Origin of the sequence: Psychroserpens burtonensis DSM 12212 (genome assembly GCF_000425305.1) — a bacterium.
Taxonomy (GTDB): Bacteria; Bacteroidota; Bacteroidia; order Flavobacteriales; family Flavobacteriaceae; genus Psychroserpens; species Psychroserpens burtonensis.
In genome coordinates this window covers 1-15,413 of record NZ_AUDE01000020.1, presented here as the reverse complement: position 1 = coordinate 15,413, position 15,413 = coordinate 1, and the positions used below count along the sequence as shown (strand labels likewise).

14 protein-coding genes, 1 other RNA gene and 1 pseudogene are annotated in these 15,413 nt (G+C 32.0%); 11 read left to right on the top strand and 5 right to left on the bottom strand.

Translation table 11 applies throughout. From position 1 onward, the window contains the following. Positions 1 to 16 precede the first annotated feature (16 nt). The 5 genes from H593_RS0109345 to H593_RS0109325 all read left to right on the top strand — a co-directional run bounded on the left by H593_RS0109345 (position 17) and on the right by H593_RS0109325 (position 3,630). Positions 17 to 757, top strand: coding sequence for a hypothetical protein (locus H593_RS0109345; protein WP_037051969.1), 741 nt, complete (start codon positions 17 to 19; stop codon positions 755 to 757). A gap of 4 nt (positions 758 to 761) precedes the next feature. Next, positions 762 to 1,565, top strand: a complete 804-nt coding sequence (locus H593_RS0109340; protein WP_028872212.1) for a DUF3822 family protein — start codon at positions 762 to 764, stop codon at positions 1,563 to 1,565. Beyond that, positions 1,565 to 2,098: an RsmD family RNA methyltransferase gene (locus H593_RS0109335; protein ID WP_028872211.1), complete on the top strand. Its 534-nt coding sequence runs from the start codon at positions 1,565 to 1,567 to the stop codon at positions 2,096 to 2,098. Before H593_RS0109340 ends, H593_RS0109335 begins: the two co-directional genes overlap by 1 nt. A gap of 233 nt (positions 2,099 to 2,331) precedes the next feature. Continuing rightward, entirely contained in the window at positions 2,332 to 3,093 is a 762-nt protein-coding gene (locus H593_RS0109330) for a hypothetical protein (protein ID WP_157588811.1), read from the top strand. A 6-nt stretch (positions 3,094 to 3,099) separates the two neighbouring features. Then, entirely contained in the window at positions 3,100 to 3,630 is a 531-nt protein-coding gene (locus tag H593_RS0109325; RefSeq protein WP_028872209.1) for a nuclear transport factor 2-like protein, read from the top strand. Between the two features lie 71 nt (positions 3,631 to 3,701). Here the strand turns inward: H593_RS0109325 and rnpB are convergent. Then, positions 3,702 to 4,023, bottom strand: an RNA gene (gene rnpB, locus H593_RS20005) — RNase P RNA component class A. Between the two features lie 85 nt (positions 4,024 to 4,108). Between rnpB and H593_RS0109320 the strand changes: the two genes are divergently transcribed. The 5 genes from H593_RS0109320 to H593_RS0109295 all read left to right on the top strand — a co-directional run bounded on the left by H593_RS0109320 (position 4,109) and on the right by H593_RS0109295 (position 8,080). Continuing rightward, on the top strand, positions 4,109 to 4,354 hold the full coding sequence (locus H593_RS0109320) for a hypothetical protein (RefSeq protein ID WP_028872208.1): 246 nt from the start codon (positions 4,109 to 4,111) through the stop codon (positions 4,352 to 4,354). Positions 4,355 to 4,546: 192 nt separating this feature from the next. Next, positions 4,547 to 5,056: a hypothetical protein gene (locus H593_RS0109315; RefSeq protein WP_028872207.1), complete on the top strand. Its 510-nt coding sequence runs from the start codon at positions 4,547 to 4,549 to the stop codon at positions 5,054 to 5,056. A gap of 126 nt (positions 5,057 to 5,182) precedes the next feature. Continuing rightward, positions 5,183 to 6,922, top strand: a complete 1,740-nt coding sequence (dnaX, locus tag H593_RS0109305) for a DNA polymerase III subunit gamma/tau (RefSeq protein ID WP_028872206.1) — start codon at positions 5,183 to 5,185, stop codon at positions 6,920 to 6,922. 10 nt (positions 6,923 to 6,932) lie between these two features. Then, positions 6,933 to 7,496, top strand: coding sequence for a hypothetical protein (locus H593_RS0109300; protein WP_028872205.1), 564 nt, complete (start codon positions 6,933 to 6,935; stop codon positions 7,494 to 7,496). Positions 7,497 to 7,498: 2 nt separating this feature from the next. Continuing rightward, on the top strand, positions 7,499 to 8,080 hold the full coding sequence (locus H593_RS0109295; RefSeq protein WP_028872204.1) for a MiaE family protein: 582 nt from the start codon (positions 7,499 to 7,501) through the stop codon (positions 8,078 to 8,080). Positions 8,081 to 8,134: 54 nt separating this feature from the next. Here the strand turns inward: H593_RS0109295 and H593_RS0109290 are convergent, their stop codons facing one another. The 4 genes from H593_RS0109290 to H593_RS0109275 all read right to left on the bottom strand — a co-directional run bounded on the left by H593_RS0109290 (position 8,135) and on the right by H593_RS0109275 (position 12,270). Next, positions 8,135 to 8,665, bottom strand: coding sequence for a porin family protein (locus H593_RS0109290; RefSeq protein ID WP_028872203.1), 531 nt, complete (start codon positions 8,663 to 8,665; stop codon positions 8,135 to 8,137). A 161-nt stretch (positions 8,666 to 8,826) separates the two neighbouring features. Continuing rightward, entirely contained in the window at positions 8,827 to 9,732 is a 906-nt protein-coding gene (locus H593_RS0109285) for a Ppx/GppA phosphatase family protein (protein ID WP_028872202.1), read from the bottom strand. A gap of 1 nt (position 9,733) precedes the next feature. After that, positions 9,734 to 11,785, bottom strand: coding sequence for a polyphosphate kinase 1 (gene ppk1, locus H593_RS0109280; protein ID WP_028872201.1), 2,052 nt, complete (start codon positions 11,783 to 11,785; stop codon positions 9,734 to 9,736). Next, positions 11,782 to 12,270, bottom strand: coding sequence for a SixA phosphatase family protein (locus H593_RS0109275; RefSeq protein ID WP_028872200.1), 489 nt, complete (start codon positions 12,268 to 12,270; stop codon positions 11,782 to 11,784). Before H593_RS0109275 ends, ppk1 begins: the two co-directional genes overlap by 4 nt. Positions 12,271 to 12,753: 483 nt before the next feature. Here H593_RS0109275 and H593_RS18840 point away from each other — a divergent pair. Continuing rightward, positions 12,754 to 15,413, top strand: a pseudogene (locus tag H593_RS18840) (hypothetical protein); the annotation flags it as partial.

Below are 15,413 nucleotides of genomic sequence, written 5' to 3'. Positions count from 1 at the left end.
TAAAAAAACACTAACTATGTTAAAAGTAATTCTTGTAGTTGTTGGCCTAATTGCACTAACAATTGGTATCGTTTGGCTCATCGATAAATTTGTACCTAAAAAACTAAAACCAGTACTCAATATAGCACTTTGGGTATTAATTGTCTTTTTAGGGTATTTAACGTTCATGTCTGTATATGGCGAGATTAAATTTAATAAGCTTAAAGATGATCGTTATAAAGTGGTTATTGCGAAATTAAAAGATATTAGAGACGCTGAATTAGCTCACAAAACCGTGACTGGAAAGTTTACTGATGATTATGGTAAACTTGTTAATTTCATAGAAATAGGGAAATTCACAATTACTCAACGTAGAGACACAACTGTTATTGATGAAGAATTAACAAAACGATTTGGTGGTGTAGAAATGACTAAATCATTAATTTTGATTGATACATTAGGTTATGTTTCTGTGAAAGATTCTCTGTTTGGTGCAGATACGCGCTACAAAACGATGATGAATCTTCCTGAAGGCATTGGAAAATCTGGAACCAAAATCAACTTAAAAGCCGGGATTTTGCCAGCAACTAATATTCCTATTTTTGAAGCGTCTGTAGATAAGGATGTTATTTTATTTGATCAAGATAAAAACTTGGTAGCAAAAGAAAAGGAAGTCATGTCAGTAGACGGTGTAAGAGGTCCTAAATTACAAGTTGGTTCTATGCAAGAAGCAGACACCAAAGGTAACTGGCCTAAAAACTTAAGTAACAAGGACTAAAGATTTGAAACTAAACAGTATAAAAGCATTGTCCATTCAAATTCGTTTGAGTGGACTTTCTTTTTGTATTTTAAATCGCTCTAATAAAACTATTGAGCTTATTAAACATGTTCATTTAGAAAAAAAGGCAACACCTTATGAATTATTAAATGATCTGAAAAGTTCTATTGAATCTAATAGAGAACTTCAACAACCATTTGACTCTGTTATTTGTATTTATCAAAATGAATTATCTTGTCTTGTGCCTAAAGAATTATTTGATGAAAATCATATGGCAGACTACTTAAAATTCAATGCGAAGATTTTGAAAACAGACTATATAAGTTATGATTGTTTAACTGCTAACGACAGTGTAAATGTTTATGTGCCTTTGATGAATATTAATAACTACATATTTGAAACCTTTGGTAGCTTTGATTACAAACATTCCTCCACGGTATTGATTGACACATTATTGCAAATAATACCAAACGATACAGCGACTACATTACATATTAATGTGAATAGCTCTTCTTTTGAGATTATAGCTATTAAAAACCAAGACCTTATATTTTACAATACGTTCGAATATAGTACTAAAGAAGACTTTATCTATTATATTTTGTTCACTTTAGAACAATTAAAACTAAATCCCGAAACTATCAAAACAGTTCTAATTGGTACTATTAATAAGGATGATGAACTTTTTAAAATTATTTATAAATACATAAGGTTTGTAGCGTTTTCCAAACCTAACTACACTTACATTATTGAAAATAATTTAAATTATAATCATAGTGATTTTACTTTATTAAACAGCTTTAGCTAATGCGTATAGTATCAGGAAAATATAAAGGACGTCGAATTACTGCACCAAAAAAATTACCAATAAGACCAACTACAGACATGGCTAAAGAGTCTCTGTTTAATATCCTTAACAATCAATATTATTTTGAAGATATTTCTGTTTTAGATTTATTTTCTGGTTCGGGTAACATCAGTTATGAGTTTGCCTCTAGAGGTACAGAACAGATTACTGCAGTTGACATGAATTTTGGCTGTATTAAATTTATTAACGAAACGGCAGAGAGTTTTGAAATGTCAATTTCAACTATTAAAAGTGATGTTTTTAAATTCTTGGAAAAAACTAAACAACAGCATACTATAATCTTTGCAGATCCTCCTTATGATTTCCCTACTGAAGAATTTGCTAAAATCCCCCAGTTAGTCTTTCAAAATTCATTGTTAGAAACAGATGGGTTATTAATCGTTGAACATTCTAAATACACAGATTTATCTCATCTAGATCACTATTCTCATTCTAAGGGCTATGGTGGTAACATGTTTAGTTTTTTCAAGTAAATATACCTTATTTTCATTATCAGTATCTCTTCTTTATTTTAAATGTCAAATTATAAGTTTATTTGTAGTTTAAATAATGATTTAATTTTTTTTCATATCTTTATAATGCTTAAAATCTGAGTTTTAACTCATTTTAATACCTATAAATTGTCCTCCAATTTACAGCACTCTACTCTGATATGGTTAATTATTGGCTATTACGCAATCAATATATTAACTAAAATTAATTAATTATGAGAATTTTTAAACACGGATTAATACTCCTATGCACACTAGTATTTGCTCTTAATTTGGCAAATGCACAAGACATGCCAACAATGTTAGCTGTGCACACAGACAATGTCAAATTTGAAATGATGCCTCAATATGAGTCCCTTGCAAAGCAAATGAAAGAGGCGTGTGTAAAGCATAAAATAGCTGATGCTAACTGGACTGCCATAAGTGTTGAAGACGGCCGCTATGTTTACATAACACCCATTAGCAGTATGGCTGATCTAGACAAAAACCCTATGGGTAATCTTTCTGAAAAAATGGGGGCAGAAGCTGTAAAAGAAATGTTAGGAGAAATGGAACAATGCTATGATTCTCATAGCGATTCTGTAGTGCATCGCATAGCAGAATTATCTTTCATGCCTGACGGATATAATACAGATGGGAAAAATCACAGAGAATACCATCTTTTATATTACGCACCAAAAGATAGACAAGCTATGAAAGAAGCCATGGCAAATGTTAAAGCACTATTTCAATCTAAAAATGTCAAGACAGGTTACGATGTATTTCATAGCGGATTTGGCAGTGAAGAAAACTATTATATGGTTGTCATATCTGGAAAAGATGATATTGAAGTTGCACAAAGTGGTTTAGCTAACAAAGAAGCTATGGGTGATGAAGGCCAAGCAACAATGTTTAACGTAATTAAATTAGCAAAGAGGTATGATCAAGTTGAAGCTGAAATAAGACCTGATTTGAGTTATAATCCATCTAATAATTAATTCATTATGAAAAATATAATTTTAATAACACTAACTATTGTTCTGTTCACAGCTTGTCAAAAGCAAACCGAACAACGCTACTTTCCCAATTCTGAAGAAATTAACACTTTAAAAGCTGGAATTGATGCCTATGAATCTGGAGATTGGAACACATGGAGAAGCCATTTTGCCGATACCGCTAAAATTTATGTAAATTCTAAAGATTATATTTCTGTTGATGAAAGAGTGAAAGGCTTGCAAGAATCCACTTCAGTCTTTTTATCATACGGATTTGATAGGGAAGAAGAATATACCGAAATGGTTTTGGATAAAGAAAAAGAAACTTGGGTGTATTATTGGGCGACACACAATGGGAAATTAGCTGCTAATAACAAAGACATATCTTTTCCTGTGCATTTAGCTGTGCAATTTATAGAAGGCAAAATTGTAGAAGAGCATATTTATTTCGATGGAACAGAAATGAATAAGGAAATAGAAGCTTTGGCAGCAGCAGCAGCAGCAGCAGCAGCAGCAGCAGAGGAAACTGCAACTAACTAAAGCTGTTTTTATATAACCAACCACTCCGTTATGAATACAAAAACCCTTTACAAGTTGTAAAGGGTTTTTTATGTTTAAGTAAATCTATAAGCCGGATCCTGTATACTAACGATGATAAATCATGTTAGCATCCTTATCATTTATCTACGTTTACTGTTACCAGCAAACTTTAGCTGCCTACCCTCTAGTATCGCGCGTGTACGCTCAAGCACTAGTTTACATGACATTGCACCACATAGAGTTTACCTGGTTTCACTACAGCATGACCTGTACATACTTTCTGTTGCACTTTTCCTCACCTCGCGATGGATGGCTGTTAGCCACTATGATTGCACTATGGTGTCCGGACTTTCCTCAGAGACGCAAGGTCTCTGCGATAAGGCGAATTACTTAATAGCAAAGTTATAATTAATAGTCTGAAATTTTATTATTAATAATGTTATTATTAGTTGCAATGCCAAATTTTAAAATTTAAAACATGAAAAACATTATATCATTTCTGTTACTTGCTCTTTTTTCAATGTCTTCTATCCATGCCCATATTAGCTTTAATAATTTGGATGATATTTTAGAAATAAAAAAAAGAACTCTTCTTGTGGTTCTTAAAAATGAAAACCCAAAAACCTTAAAAAAGTTAAGTGATAATCCAGAGGAATTAAATAATTATAAAAATTTAATTTCACTGTATAATCAATCTATAAGAGATGCCTTTAAATTAGAATGAAAACTTTCTAAAGAAATTAAATACATTACTTGGGAGGAACTTAATGCAATAAAAAACAATGATTCGCAAAAAATTAAATTTGCATTTTTCAAAAACTTTACCCGACAGGCAAGTCATTTTTCCTTCTGGGGAAGTATTCCAGAAAATACATTTGAAATTGGATTAACTGATAAAAAAATACCTGTATATGCAATGTTATATGCTACAGAAAAGGTTATTAATAACGCAGATGCAACTTTTATTGTTCAACAAATTCAACATTTTTTAAATGGTAGAATTGAACTTAAATCTGGAAATAAGAGTAGAAAAGATCTAAAAAAAGAATTTAAAGCACGGGCTATTAAATTAAAAACCAAAACGTTATTGTTGGATGAACAATTAATAACATCCAACCTTAAAAAGAAAATAAAAACAATTTATCCCTACGAATATAAAATTGTCAGTAAAGAAATAATAGACAAAGCTATTATTGAAAAAATAGAAAATATTGCATATATAAGACCTATTCCAGCTATTCAGATAACAAACACAAGTGGATCAGAGAAAGTTAGTAAACAACTGTATCTGCAATATGTTATAAACTCTTTAAACGGTGAAGTATTAACCTATATAGCTCCTGGAATTAGTATTGGCATGTCTGGAGATGGCAACGGTCAAACTTCACATAGTGATATTAATAAAATCGTAAAAAGTATTAAGTAAAGTCCAGATTTAATATTTTTTGTTAATAACTACTTCCAATTTAAAGCCCCATAATTCTTATTTTTGGGTGTTGAATATCTAACTTTGTTCTTAGTACTAATTCAATATTAATTAGCTCAATAAACATTGGAACACTTCGTAGTATCAGCTCGCAAATATAGACCCGAGACATTCAAGGATGTTGTTGGGCAGCAAACTATTACGAACACGTTATTGAATGCCATTGAAAACAATCATTTGGCGCAAGCACTTTTATTTACTGGCCCAAGGGGTGTTGGTAAAACAACTTGTGCTCGTATTTTGGCAAAAATGATTAATAGTGATGGTAAAGAAACTGGAGAAGAAGATTTTGCTTTTAACATTTTTGAATTGGATGCTGCTTCTAACAACTCAGTTGATGATATTAGGAGTCTAACAGATCAAGTTCGTATTCCGCCACAAGTGGGGAAATACAAAGTCTATATCATTGATGAGGTACACATGTTGTCGCAAGCAGCTTTTAATGCATTTCTTAAAACCTTAGAAGAGCCGCCAAAACATTGTATTTTCATCTTAGCAACTACCGAAAAACATAAAATCATCCCAACTATTTTATCACGTTGCCAAATTTTTGATTTCAAACGTATTACTGTAAAAGATGCTAAAGACTATTTAAAATATATTGCTAAAGAGCAAGGCATCAATGCAGAAGATGACGCCTTACATATTATCGCTCAAAAGGCAGATGGCGCCATGCGTGATGCGCTTTCTATTTTTGATCGTGTAGTTAGTTTCTCTGGAAAAGAGCTCACTAGGCAAGCTGTAACTGAGAATTTAAACGTTCTTGATTATGAAACTTACTTTACAAGCACTGATTTTATTTTAGAGAATAAAATACCTGAGTTATTAATTCAGTTTAATACAACACTATCAAAAGGATTTGATGGTCATCATTATATTGCAGGATTGGCGTCTCATTTTAGAGATTTGCTAGTCTGCCAGAATGAAAAAACGATAGAACTCCTTGAAGTTGGCGATGACACAAAAGCTAAATATTTAGAGCAGTCTAAAAAATCATCTCAAAATTTCCTTCTAAAAGGTATTGAACTCGCCAATGATTGCGATTTAAAATATAAAGGCAGTAGAAACCAGCGACTTCTGGTTGAACTTTGTCTCATGCAGCTTGCCTCTATCACTTTTGATGGAGAAAAAAAAAATAGCAAACATTACATAATTCCGGCATCTTACTTCAAGGCAAAAGGGATTACTCCTATTCCTGTTACGATCCATAAAGAAAAGTCTATTGACGTTTCAAAAGTTTCTCAGGACCAATCTGCAGAGCAAAGCAGTCCAAAGGAAGATAAAAAAGTTGTTAATACTCCTGTTTTAGCTGGAGAACCTCGAGCTAAAACTGATATAAAGAAAGAACACCGCACTTCTGGGTTGTCATTAAAAAGTATTAGAGCAAAAAAAGAACATCAAATACGACAAATGGAAGTTGTGATTGATGTAGATGATTTACCGACGGAAGAATTCACAGAAGAGCAATTTATTGAAACCTGGAATACTTATATTGGAGCACTTCATAAAAAAGGAGAAAAAATAATGGCTTCCATATTAGAAATGGATACACCAAAACTAAAAGGCACAGACATACATCTAGCTTATCCTAATGAAACATTAAAAATAGAATTAGAGAGATCTCAATATCCTTTAATGGAATTTGTGAAGAAAACACTGCGGAATTTCGATTTAAAAATAGTCATTACTGTTAACGAAGAGATCTCTAAAAAATATGCCTTTACAGCCGAAGATAAATACGAAAAACTCAAAGAGAAAAACCCAAATATTGAATTACTAAGACAAACTTTTGGCTTAGATATCTAGAACATTCAACATGAAAAAAATAGTTCTTTTTATTCTTGTAATTTTACTAGTCATCTTAACGTCTTGTGATCATAGAAAAAGTAAAATTGACTGTATAAATGATGCCGTTTCAAACTTTAATAAAAAAGAGAAGTTAATTGACTTAAAATATTATTATCCAGAAAGTTATACTGAAATTAAAACTGATTCTATAATTTCTAAAACATTTAAAGTCAGTGTTAAGAATTATACTTTGATGGACCATGAAATATTAATCCAGAAGTCTATAAAAAACCTAAATAGAACATCTCAATATCATCGTGTTTTCGCATCTGATATCGTTGTTGCTGTTGCAAATAAAATTATTTATAGTAAGCACATTTCCGTAGAAAAATTTAGAGATTTTGAATCCACAGATTTCTGGAATAATGCCACACTAGAACATGTTTGGGTGAATCAAGAACAGTCTGATACTGAAAGATTATCTTTGGGTATATCTATAATGAATCCAAAGAATAATGCCTTTAAATTATATGAAATCTTGATTGACAGATCAGGAAACGAACGTTTAACGTTAATAAAAGACCACAGTTAGTTATGTTAGGATTAAAATTACCTACAGATCCTCGTTGGGTCAATATCGTCGAGAAAAACATTGAAGAGATCCTCACAGATCATGCGTATTGTGAGCAAAAGGCTACGAGTACCGCGATTTCATTAATTGTAAGCTTCCCAGAATATTCAGATCTCGTTACTGAGATGACTGCGCTCGTAAAAGAGGAGATTAGTCATTTTAAAATGGTACATGATAAAATTATAGCAAATGGTTGGGTCTTAGGACGTGATCGTAAAGATGATTATGTGCTTCAATTAATTACGTTTTTCCCAAAAGGCGGGAGTAGAACAACGCAATTGGTACACAGACTTCTATATGCGGCACTTATTGAAGCAAGAAGTTGTGAGCGTTTTAGATTACTCTCTGAAGAACTTAAAGACAAAGAACTCGCAGAATTTTACAGGAAATTAATGGTAAGTGAAGCTAATCATTACACGATGTTTTTAGGTTTTGCTAGACAATATGGTGACCGTAAAGACGTGGATGAAAAATGGCAACAGCTACTTAATTATGAAGCAGATATTATGAAAGATTTAAGTAAAACAGAGACCATACATGGATAATAAAAAAGCTTCAATACAATATTGAAGCTTTTTTATTTTTATATGATATTGTAATTAGATTCTAATTCCGAAGCCAAATTGTATCGTTGTATTTTGTGCTTCTAGATTTGTTAAATCTTTATCGAGAATATTGCTTAAGCCATAATGGACACGAGCATCGACGAATAACTCATCTGTAATCATATACTCTACTCCTCCAACACCAGAAAAAGTAAACGTTGAGAAAACGTCTTGCTCTTCCCAAGATTTTAAACTTACCATGGGTCCTATACCAACAGTGAATTTCTCACCCAAACTAAAACGTGCCATGATTGGCATTTGAATATAATCTGCTCTTAACTCATCTGCTTTTGCTCCTTCTGCAGAATATTGAACCTCTAATTGAATAGAAAACTGCTCTGTCACACCATAATCAACGAATCCTCCAAAGGCAAATCCATTTCTATGCTGGTTACTAAATGTAGGGTCGGGATCAAAATCTAAATTTGAGATATTTAATCCTCCCCTTATACCATAACTAACTTCTTGTGAGAAAGATAACGTTGTTACTATCACAAATAATAGAGTAAGTAATAATGATTTCATTTGCATAAATATTTTAATTAGGCTTCTCGTTTTTAGGAGAATAACCTCAAAATCAGGCTAGCTTTTAGCAAAGATTTGAGACTGTAAATATAGGATGAAATTTAAAATTAAAAAATAAATATTGATTTTCTGAGCTTAAAATGGTTTCAAGGTCTACTTATTTATAAATCAATACTCGATACTGTTTTAAAATAAACACTTTTTATTATTCCATCTGAAAGCCCAATTTTAGGCACATACATATCCTTCGCTCCACTCCACTTCATAGCAGATAAATAGATTCTTGTAGCAGGAATAATAACATCTGCACGATCAGGATTAAGTTCGAGCTCAGTAATACGTTCTTCGTAAGAATACGTTTGAAGTTTATTATAATACGACGTTAAATAAAAGTAGGTTAACGGTTTACCCATTGCTTTACCAGAAATTTTAAATATTTTATTAATGTTACCACCAGAACCGATTAAATCGACAACATCATACCCTTTTGTGTTTGTTTTTATCCAACTCTCAAGCTCTTGCCAAGTCTCTTTTTTAACAATATCATTAAGCAGCCTTACGGTTCCTATTTTAAATGATTTTGATGCTACTGTTTTGCCAAGATGAATCACAGTAAACTCTGTACTACCGCCACCAACATCTACATATAAATACGTTTTATCTTCTTTTATATATGAATTTAAATCGGTAGCAGCGATAATAGCTGCCTCTTCCTCTCCTCCAATAATATCAATATGAATCTTTGCTTTTTTTGAGATTAGTTTAGAAAGTTCGACTCCATTATCTGCCTCTCGCATTGCAGAAGTAGCACAAGCTTTATAGGTAATAACCTTATGTGATTGCATTAATAACCTAAAGGCAGTCATAGTGTCTAACATGCGCTTTTGATTGTCTTCGGAAATCTCTCCATTTAAAAACACGTCTGCTCCAAGTCTAATTGGAACACGAACTAGAGAGGTTTTCTTAAACTTAACTGGTTGTCCTTTTTGTTCTATAATACTGGCAATCAAAAGTCTAACGGCATTAGACCCTATATCTATTGCTGCATATTTTTTAATGGTTAACATACTATGAATTCAGTTTTTCTTTAAAATAATCGTAAAGCGCAAATTGTGCTCTAACTTTAACTTTATTATCTTTTCTATATTCGTTACTTTGAGAACTTTCAATTACTCTAGCCTTTACATTATCACTCCAACAAATATCAAAAACATCTAACAATTCTTTTTTAATATCATCTTGATAAATGGGACAACTTACTTCTACTCTATTTTCTATGTTACGCGTCATCCAATCTGCAGAAGAAATATAAACTTTAGTATCATTATTATTACAAAAAACATACATTCTAGTATGCTCTAGAAATTTATCGATGATACTAATAACTTCAATGTTTTCACTCATTCCTGTAACGCCAGGAACTAAACAACAAATACCTCTCACTATCATTTGAATTTTAACACCCGCTCTACTCGCTTCGTATAACTTGTCAATCATTTTATAACTTGAAATACTGTTTAATTTCAGTTTAATAAATGCTGGTTTTCCATCCTTTACATTATCAATTTCTGTATCAATAAGTGTAAATAGTTTCGATTTCGTATAATGAGGAGATGTTATGATATGTTTATATCTATATATGCGATAATTAGTGTCAAAAAAATTAAACACCATGTTAACATCTTTTAATATTTTTTGATTCGCTGTAAATAAAGTAAAGTCAGTATAAATTCTGGCTGTCGATTCATTAAAGTTTCCGGTACTTATGAATCCGTAACGCTTTGTAGAATTGTCTTCTTCTCGCTCTATAACACAAATTTTACTATGAACTTTTAATCCTGGAACACCAAATAGTAAATTAACACCTTCATCCTGCATTTGCTCCGCATAATCAATGTTGGCTTGCTCATCAAAACGTGCTCTTAATTCTATAACAACAGTTACTTTTTTTCCATTTTTTGCTGCATTAATCAAAGAACTCGCAATATGTGAGATTTGCGCCAATCTATAAATAGTAATTTTAATAGATTTAACTTGAGGATCAAGAGCGGCTTCACGCAAAAACTTAACAACATAGGAGAATGTTTGATAAGGTGTATGGAGCAAATAATCTTTTTTTGAAATAGAACTAAAAATGCTGTTTTGAATACTTAACCCTTTTACTGGTAAAGGAATTATTTTATCATATAATAAATCTGTTCTTCCAAGACTAGGAAACCCCATATAATCTCTCCTATTGTGATAACGACCTCCAGGAATAACACTATCCTTAGATTCAATGCCCATTTTAGACATAAGATATACTAATGTCTCTTCATCAATTGTTTTATCATAAACAAAGCGAACTGGATCACCAATTTGTCTATCTTTTACGCTATCAGATAACTTTTCAATAAAACTTTTACTCAGATCACTATCAAAATCCAACTCACCATCTCTTGTTATTTTAATCATATTAGCAGTAATACTATTATAATTAAAGATATTGAAAATGTCATCCATACAATACCTCAATAAATCATCTAGAATCATTATATAGCTATTATCTCCCGCAGAGGGTAAAACAATAAAACGGTCCATTGATTTAGGAATTTCAATAAGAGCATATTGCTTTTTCCCACTGGTAAGCTCCATTTTTATTGCTAAATAAGCAGAAATATCTTTAAGCACCGGCAATTCTAATAAATCATTTAATATTATAGTAACTAACGCAGGACTAACCTGTTGAATAAAATAGTCTTTTATAAAGTCATGATGGTCTTTTTTAATTGTTTTTTCATCAACAATAAAAATCCTTTCCTTTTCTAGCTTTTCACCAATATTAGCTAATATATCTAAACTTGTACTTTGTTGTTTTATAACAACTTGAGTGATAATTTCAAGAAGCTCAGAAGCTTTCATTCCTAACTCGCTTTTACCACCTTTTCCTGCTTCATCAATTCGCTTTACGGTAGCATAACGTACTTTAAAAAATTCATCTAAATTATTAGAAAAAATCCCTAAAAAACGAAAACGTTCAATTAGAGGGACACTTTCATCAGCAGCTTCTTGTAATACTCTATCATTAAATTGAAGCCAGCTTAACTCTCTATTTATATAACTGTTTTTATCTTTTGTCATTGTTTTAAATCTCTTGGAAAAATCGTAAATCTGGTACATCCTTTATTAATATCACTCCATGAATTAACATCAAAATCAATGACGACTAATCCGCTTGTAGGAAGATTATCAATAAAAGAATCACCAAATATATTGCAAATAGATGTGAAAGCGTGGTTATGGCCAAAAATCATAACATTTTGATAATTTTGGTTTAACTTTTTAATAAAACTAATGACTTGATCTCCTCCAAAATCATACAAATCATTTTCAATTATAATTTTATCATTTTCAATATTCAAATTATTGATAAATATTTTACATGTTGACAAGGCCCTATTGGCTGGACTTGAATAAATGTGCTTTAGCTCTAGATCTTTACATTTAAAGGCTCTTGACACTAATTCTGCATCATTATTTCCTCTATTATTTAGCGGTCTATCTTTGTCGTCAACATTATGTTTACATGATGATTTGGCGTGCCTAACTAGTATAAGTGTTTTCATCCATATCCGATTAAATACATTTTTTATCGATAAAATGTTGTATTATTCCGTTTTAACGAGTATTTTGCGCCCTTTAGCATTTAAATTTGTCAAACGAATTTGTATTTAGTTCATTTGTGAAGTTAAATTAACGCCTTTTAAACCCAAATCAAAAATATATTAATATCCATTTAACACGCATTGGTTAACAATGTTCTTCCCTCAAAATATTTTACACCACTAATTGTGCCCGAGAAGGTTTCTATTAGTTATATTTATTTTTTAAATCGCATTACAAAGTATTTTAACACCTTAATGATGTTCAGTACCAAAGGTAAAACACTAACTTGTAGAGTTACAAAATGTAATGAAGTCAAGTAAGCGTCAAAAGTAAATTACAAATTTATATATAAGCGTTTGTGAAAATTATGAACGATGTATCAAAAATATTAAAACTAAGTCCCAAATTTAACTAGAGATAGTTAAGTAAAATAAAATGTATTTATGAAAACTGCTATTAATCATAATACCTTCAAAAATCTCATTGCTATACTTGCTATATGCTTTGGTCTTTTTGCAAATGCGCAAGTGTTAGATTCTTTCGAAGCGCGTCTCAATGAAACTGTTAAAGGTGATGTTTGCATGATTGCTAACAATGTGCTTTCTAGAACTTCTACACAAAACTATAACGGTAATTCTGGAAATCATTCTTTTAACAATAATGTATTTGTAGATATTGATAATGACAATACTACATTTAATTCTAGTAGTGCAAACCTTGTTAATCCTGAGCCTCATCTCGCATGTTTATCAATGTACAAAGTCTATTTATATTGGGCTGCTGCCGATAGAGAACCTACTAATAATATTAATTCTGAAAATCAACCTAACTGGAACTACAATGATGTGAAGTTAATGTTACCAGGACAAAATACATATACTACTATTACAGCTGACGAGATTGTGTATAGAGGAAGAGATAGAGCTACTCATATCGATAACGATCCCTATATTTGTTTTAAAGATATTACTAACGAAGTCCAAAACTTAGGATCTGCATATGGTAAATATCAAGTTGCAAATGTAGAAGCCAAAACTGGTAGTCTTACAGGTCATGATTTTACAAATATTGGTACCTCTGGTGGTTGGCAAATTGTATTTGTTTATGAAAGCCCAAAATTACCTTCAAAAAATATTAGTTTATACGACGGTTATGCTCAAGTTACGGCATCAAATAATAACTTTGATATTGTCTTTGACGGTTTTCAAACTGTACCAAATGGCAATGTAGATGCAGATATTTTAATTGGCGCTTTAGAAGGAGATAGAGATTTAGGTGGAGACATGCTGCAAATAAGAAATGTTTTAGGAGTCTACCAAGATATTTCTACTGCTCAACGGCTTTCAACAAACTTCTTTAACAGTAAAATCACTGATAGAGGAATCAATTTTATTAATAGAAATCCAGCAAGTTTAAACACTTTAGGCTTTGATGCTAGCATATTTAACTTAGCAAACACTCTAAATACAGCAATTGCTAACAATCAATCTTCAGCGACATTTAGATTAACATCAGACCAAGAGACTTATGGCTTATACCTTTTAGGTCTATCTATTGAAGTTTGGGCTCCGGATCTTGCTCCAATTGATTTAGTTTTAGAGTCTGGGAGTAGTCCTGCAATACCAGGTTCATCTCTAGGTTTTAGTTTTGATATGTTCAATAGAGGAAATGATAGTGCTCAAAACCTAACAGTTTCAGGTATTCTACCTCCACAAATAACAGGTGTCTCTGCAAATAACTTACCATCGGGTATTACACTTGACTATGATATTAATACTAGAGAAGCCCTGTTTTCTTTTGATGATGGCATGCTAGATGTAGGTGATAATATATTGGAAGTTCTATTCGATCTTCAAATTCAAGACGACTGTTATTTTTTACAAACGGATTGTGACTTAGATTTTGAGATTCAGTTTATAGCATCTTATACAGGTGTTCAAAATCCAAATGTTCAAACAACCCTTAGTTCTGCATCTATAAGAGATTGTAATCAAGGAGACCTATTACCTTTAATTATTGATATAATTCAACCTGAAGTCAATTGGGCAACGATACCTAATGCTTTAGATGTTATTATTGATTGTTCTACTACTGACGCTATCAATGACGCACAAAACCTAGAACCCAATACTGATAAGTGTAATTTTACATTAATTAAAACTTCTGGGCCATTTGTTTCAGAGACAAATTGTCCGAGTAATGGTTCTTATACAAATACTTGGTCATTTACAGACGAATGTGGAGTGACTATAGATTCTTATGTACAAACTATCGTTATTCAAGATACAACACCTCCATCCCTATTAGTACCATCAAATACAAATATAGAGTGTAATGATGATACAAGTCCAACAAACACAGGTAATGCAACAGCTACTGATACCTGCGGAAATGTAACTATAACATTCAGTGATGATTTTGTTGATGCTTGCGGATCTACAGAAACAATTACTAGAACTTGGACTGCTGCAGATGATTGTGGAAACACGTCAACAGACACCCAGATTATTACTGTTGTAGATACAACACCTCCAACGATTACAATTCCTCCAAATAAAGTTAGAGAATGTGGAGAAAACACTAATCCCCCTAATACGGGAACAGCAACCGCTTTAGATACCTGTGGAAGTGTCACCTTAAATTATACAGATACTTCTACTACAAATTGTGGTAGCACTCAAACTATTTCTAGAACATGGACTGCCACAGATGACTGTGGAAATTCAGTATCAGAAATTCAAACTATTATCATTGAAGATAATGAAGTTCCTACATTGAGTATGCCAGTGAATGTCATCATAGAATGTAACGAAAGTACTGACCCAACAGATACCGGAAGTGCAACAGCTGTTGATAACTGCGGAGGTGTAACGATCACATTCAGTGATGATTCTGTTGATGCTTGCGGATCTACAGAAACAATTACTAGAACTTGGACTGCTACTGACGAGTGCGGTAATTCAATTTCAGATACGCAAACTATATCTGTGGTTGATACAATTGCTCCGAACTTAGATAACTGTTCTCTAAAAGACGAGTTTATTGAATGTTCTGGTGATGATAATGAAAAACTAGCCAATGACTGGAATGCTATTAACATTGC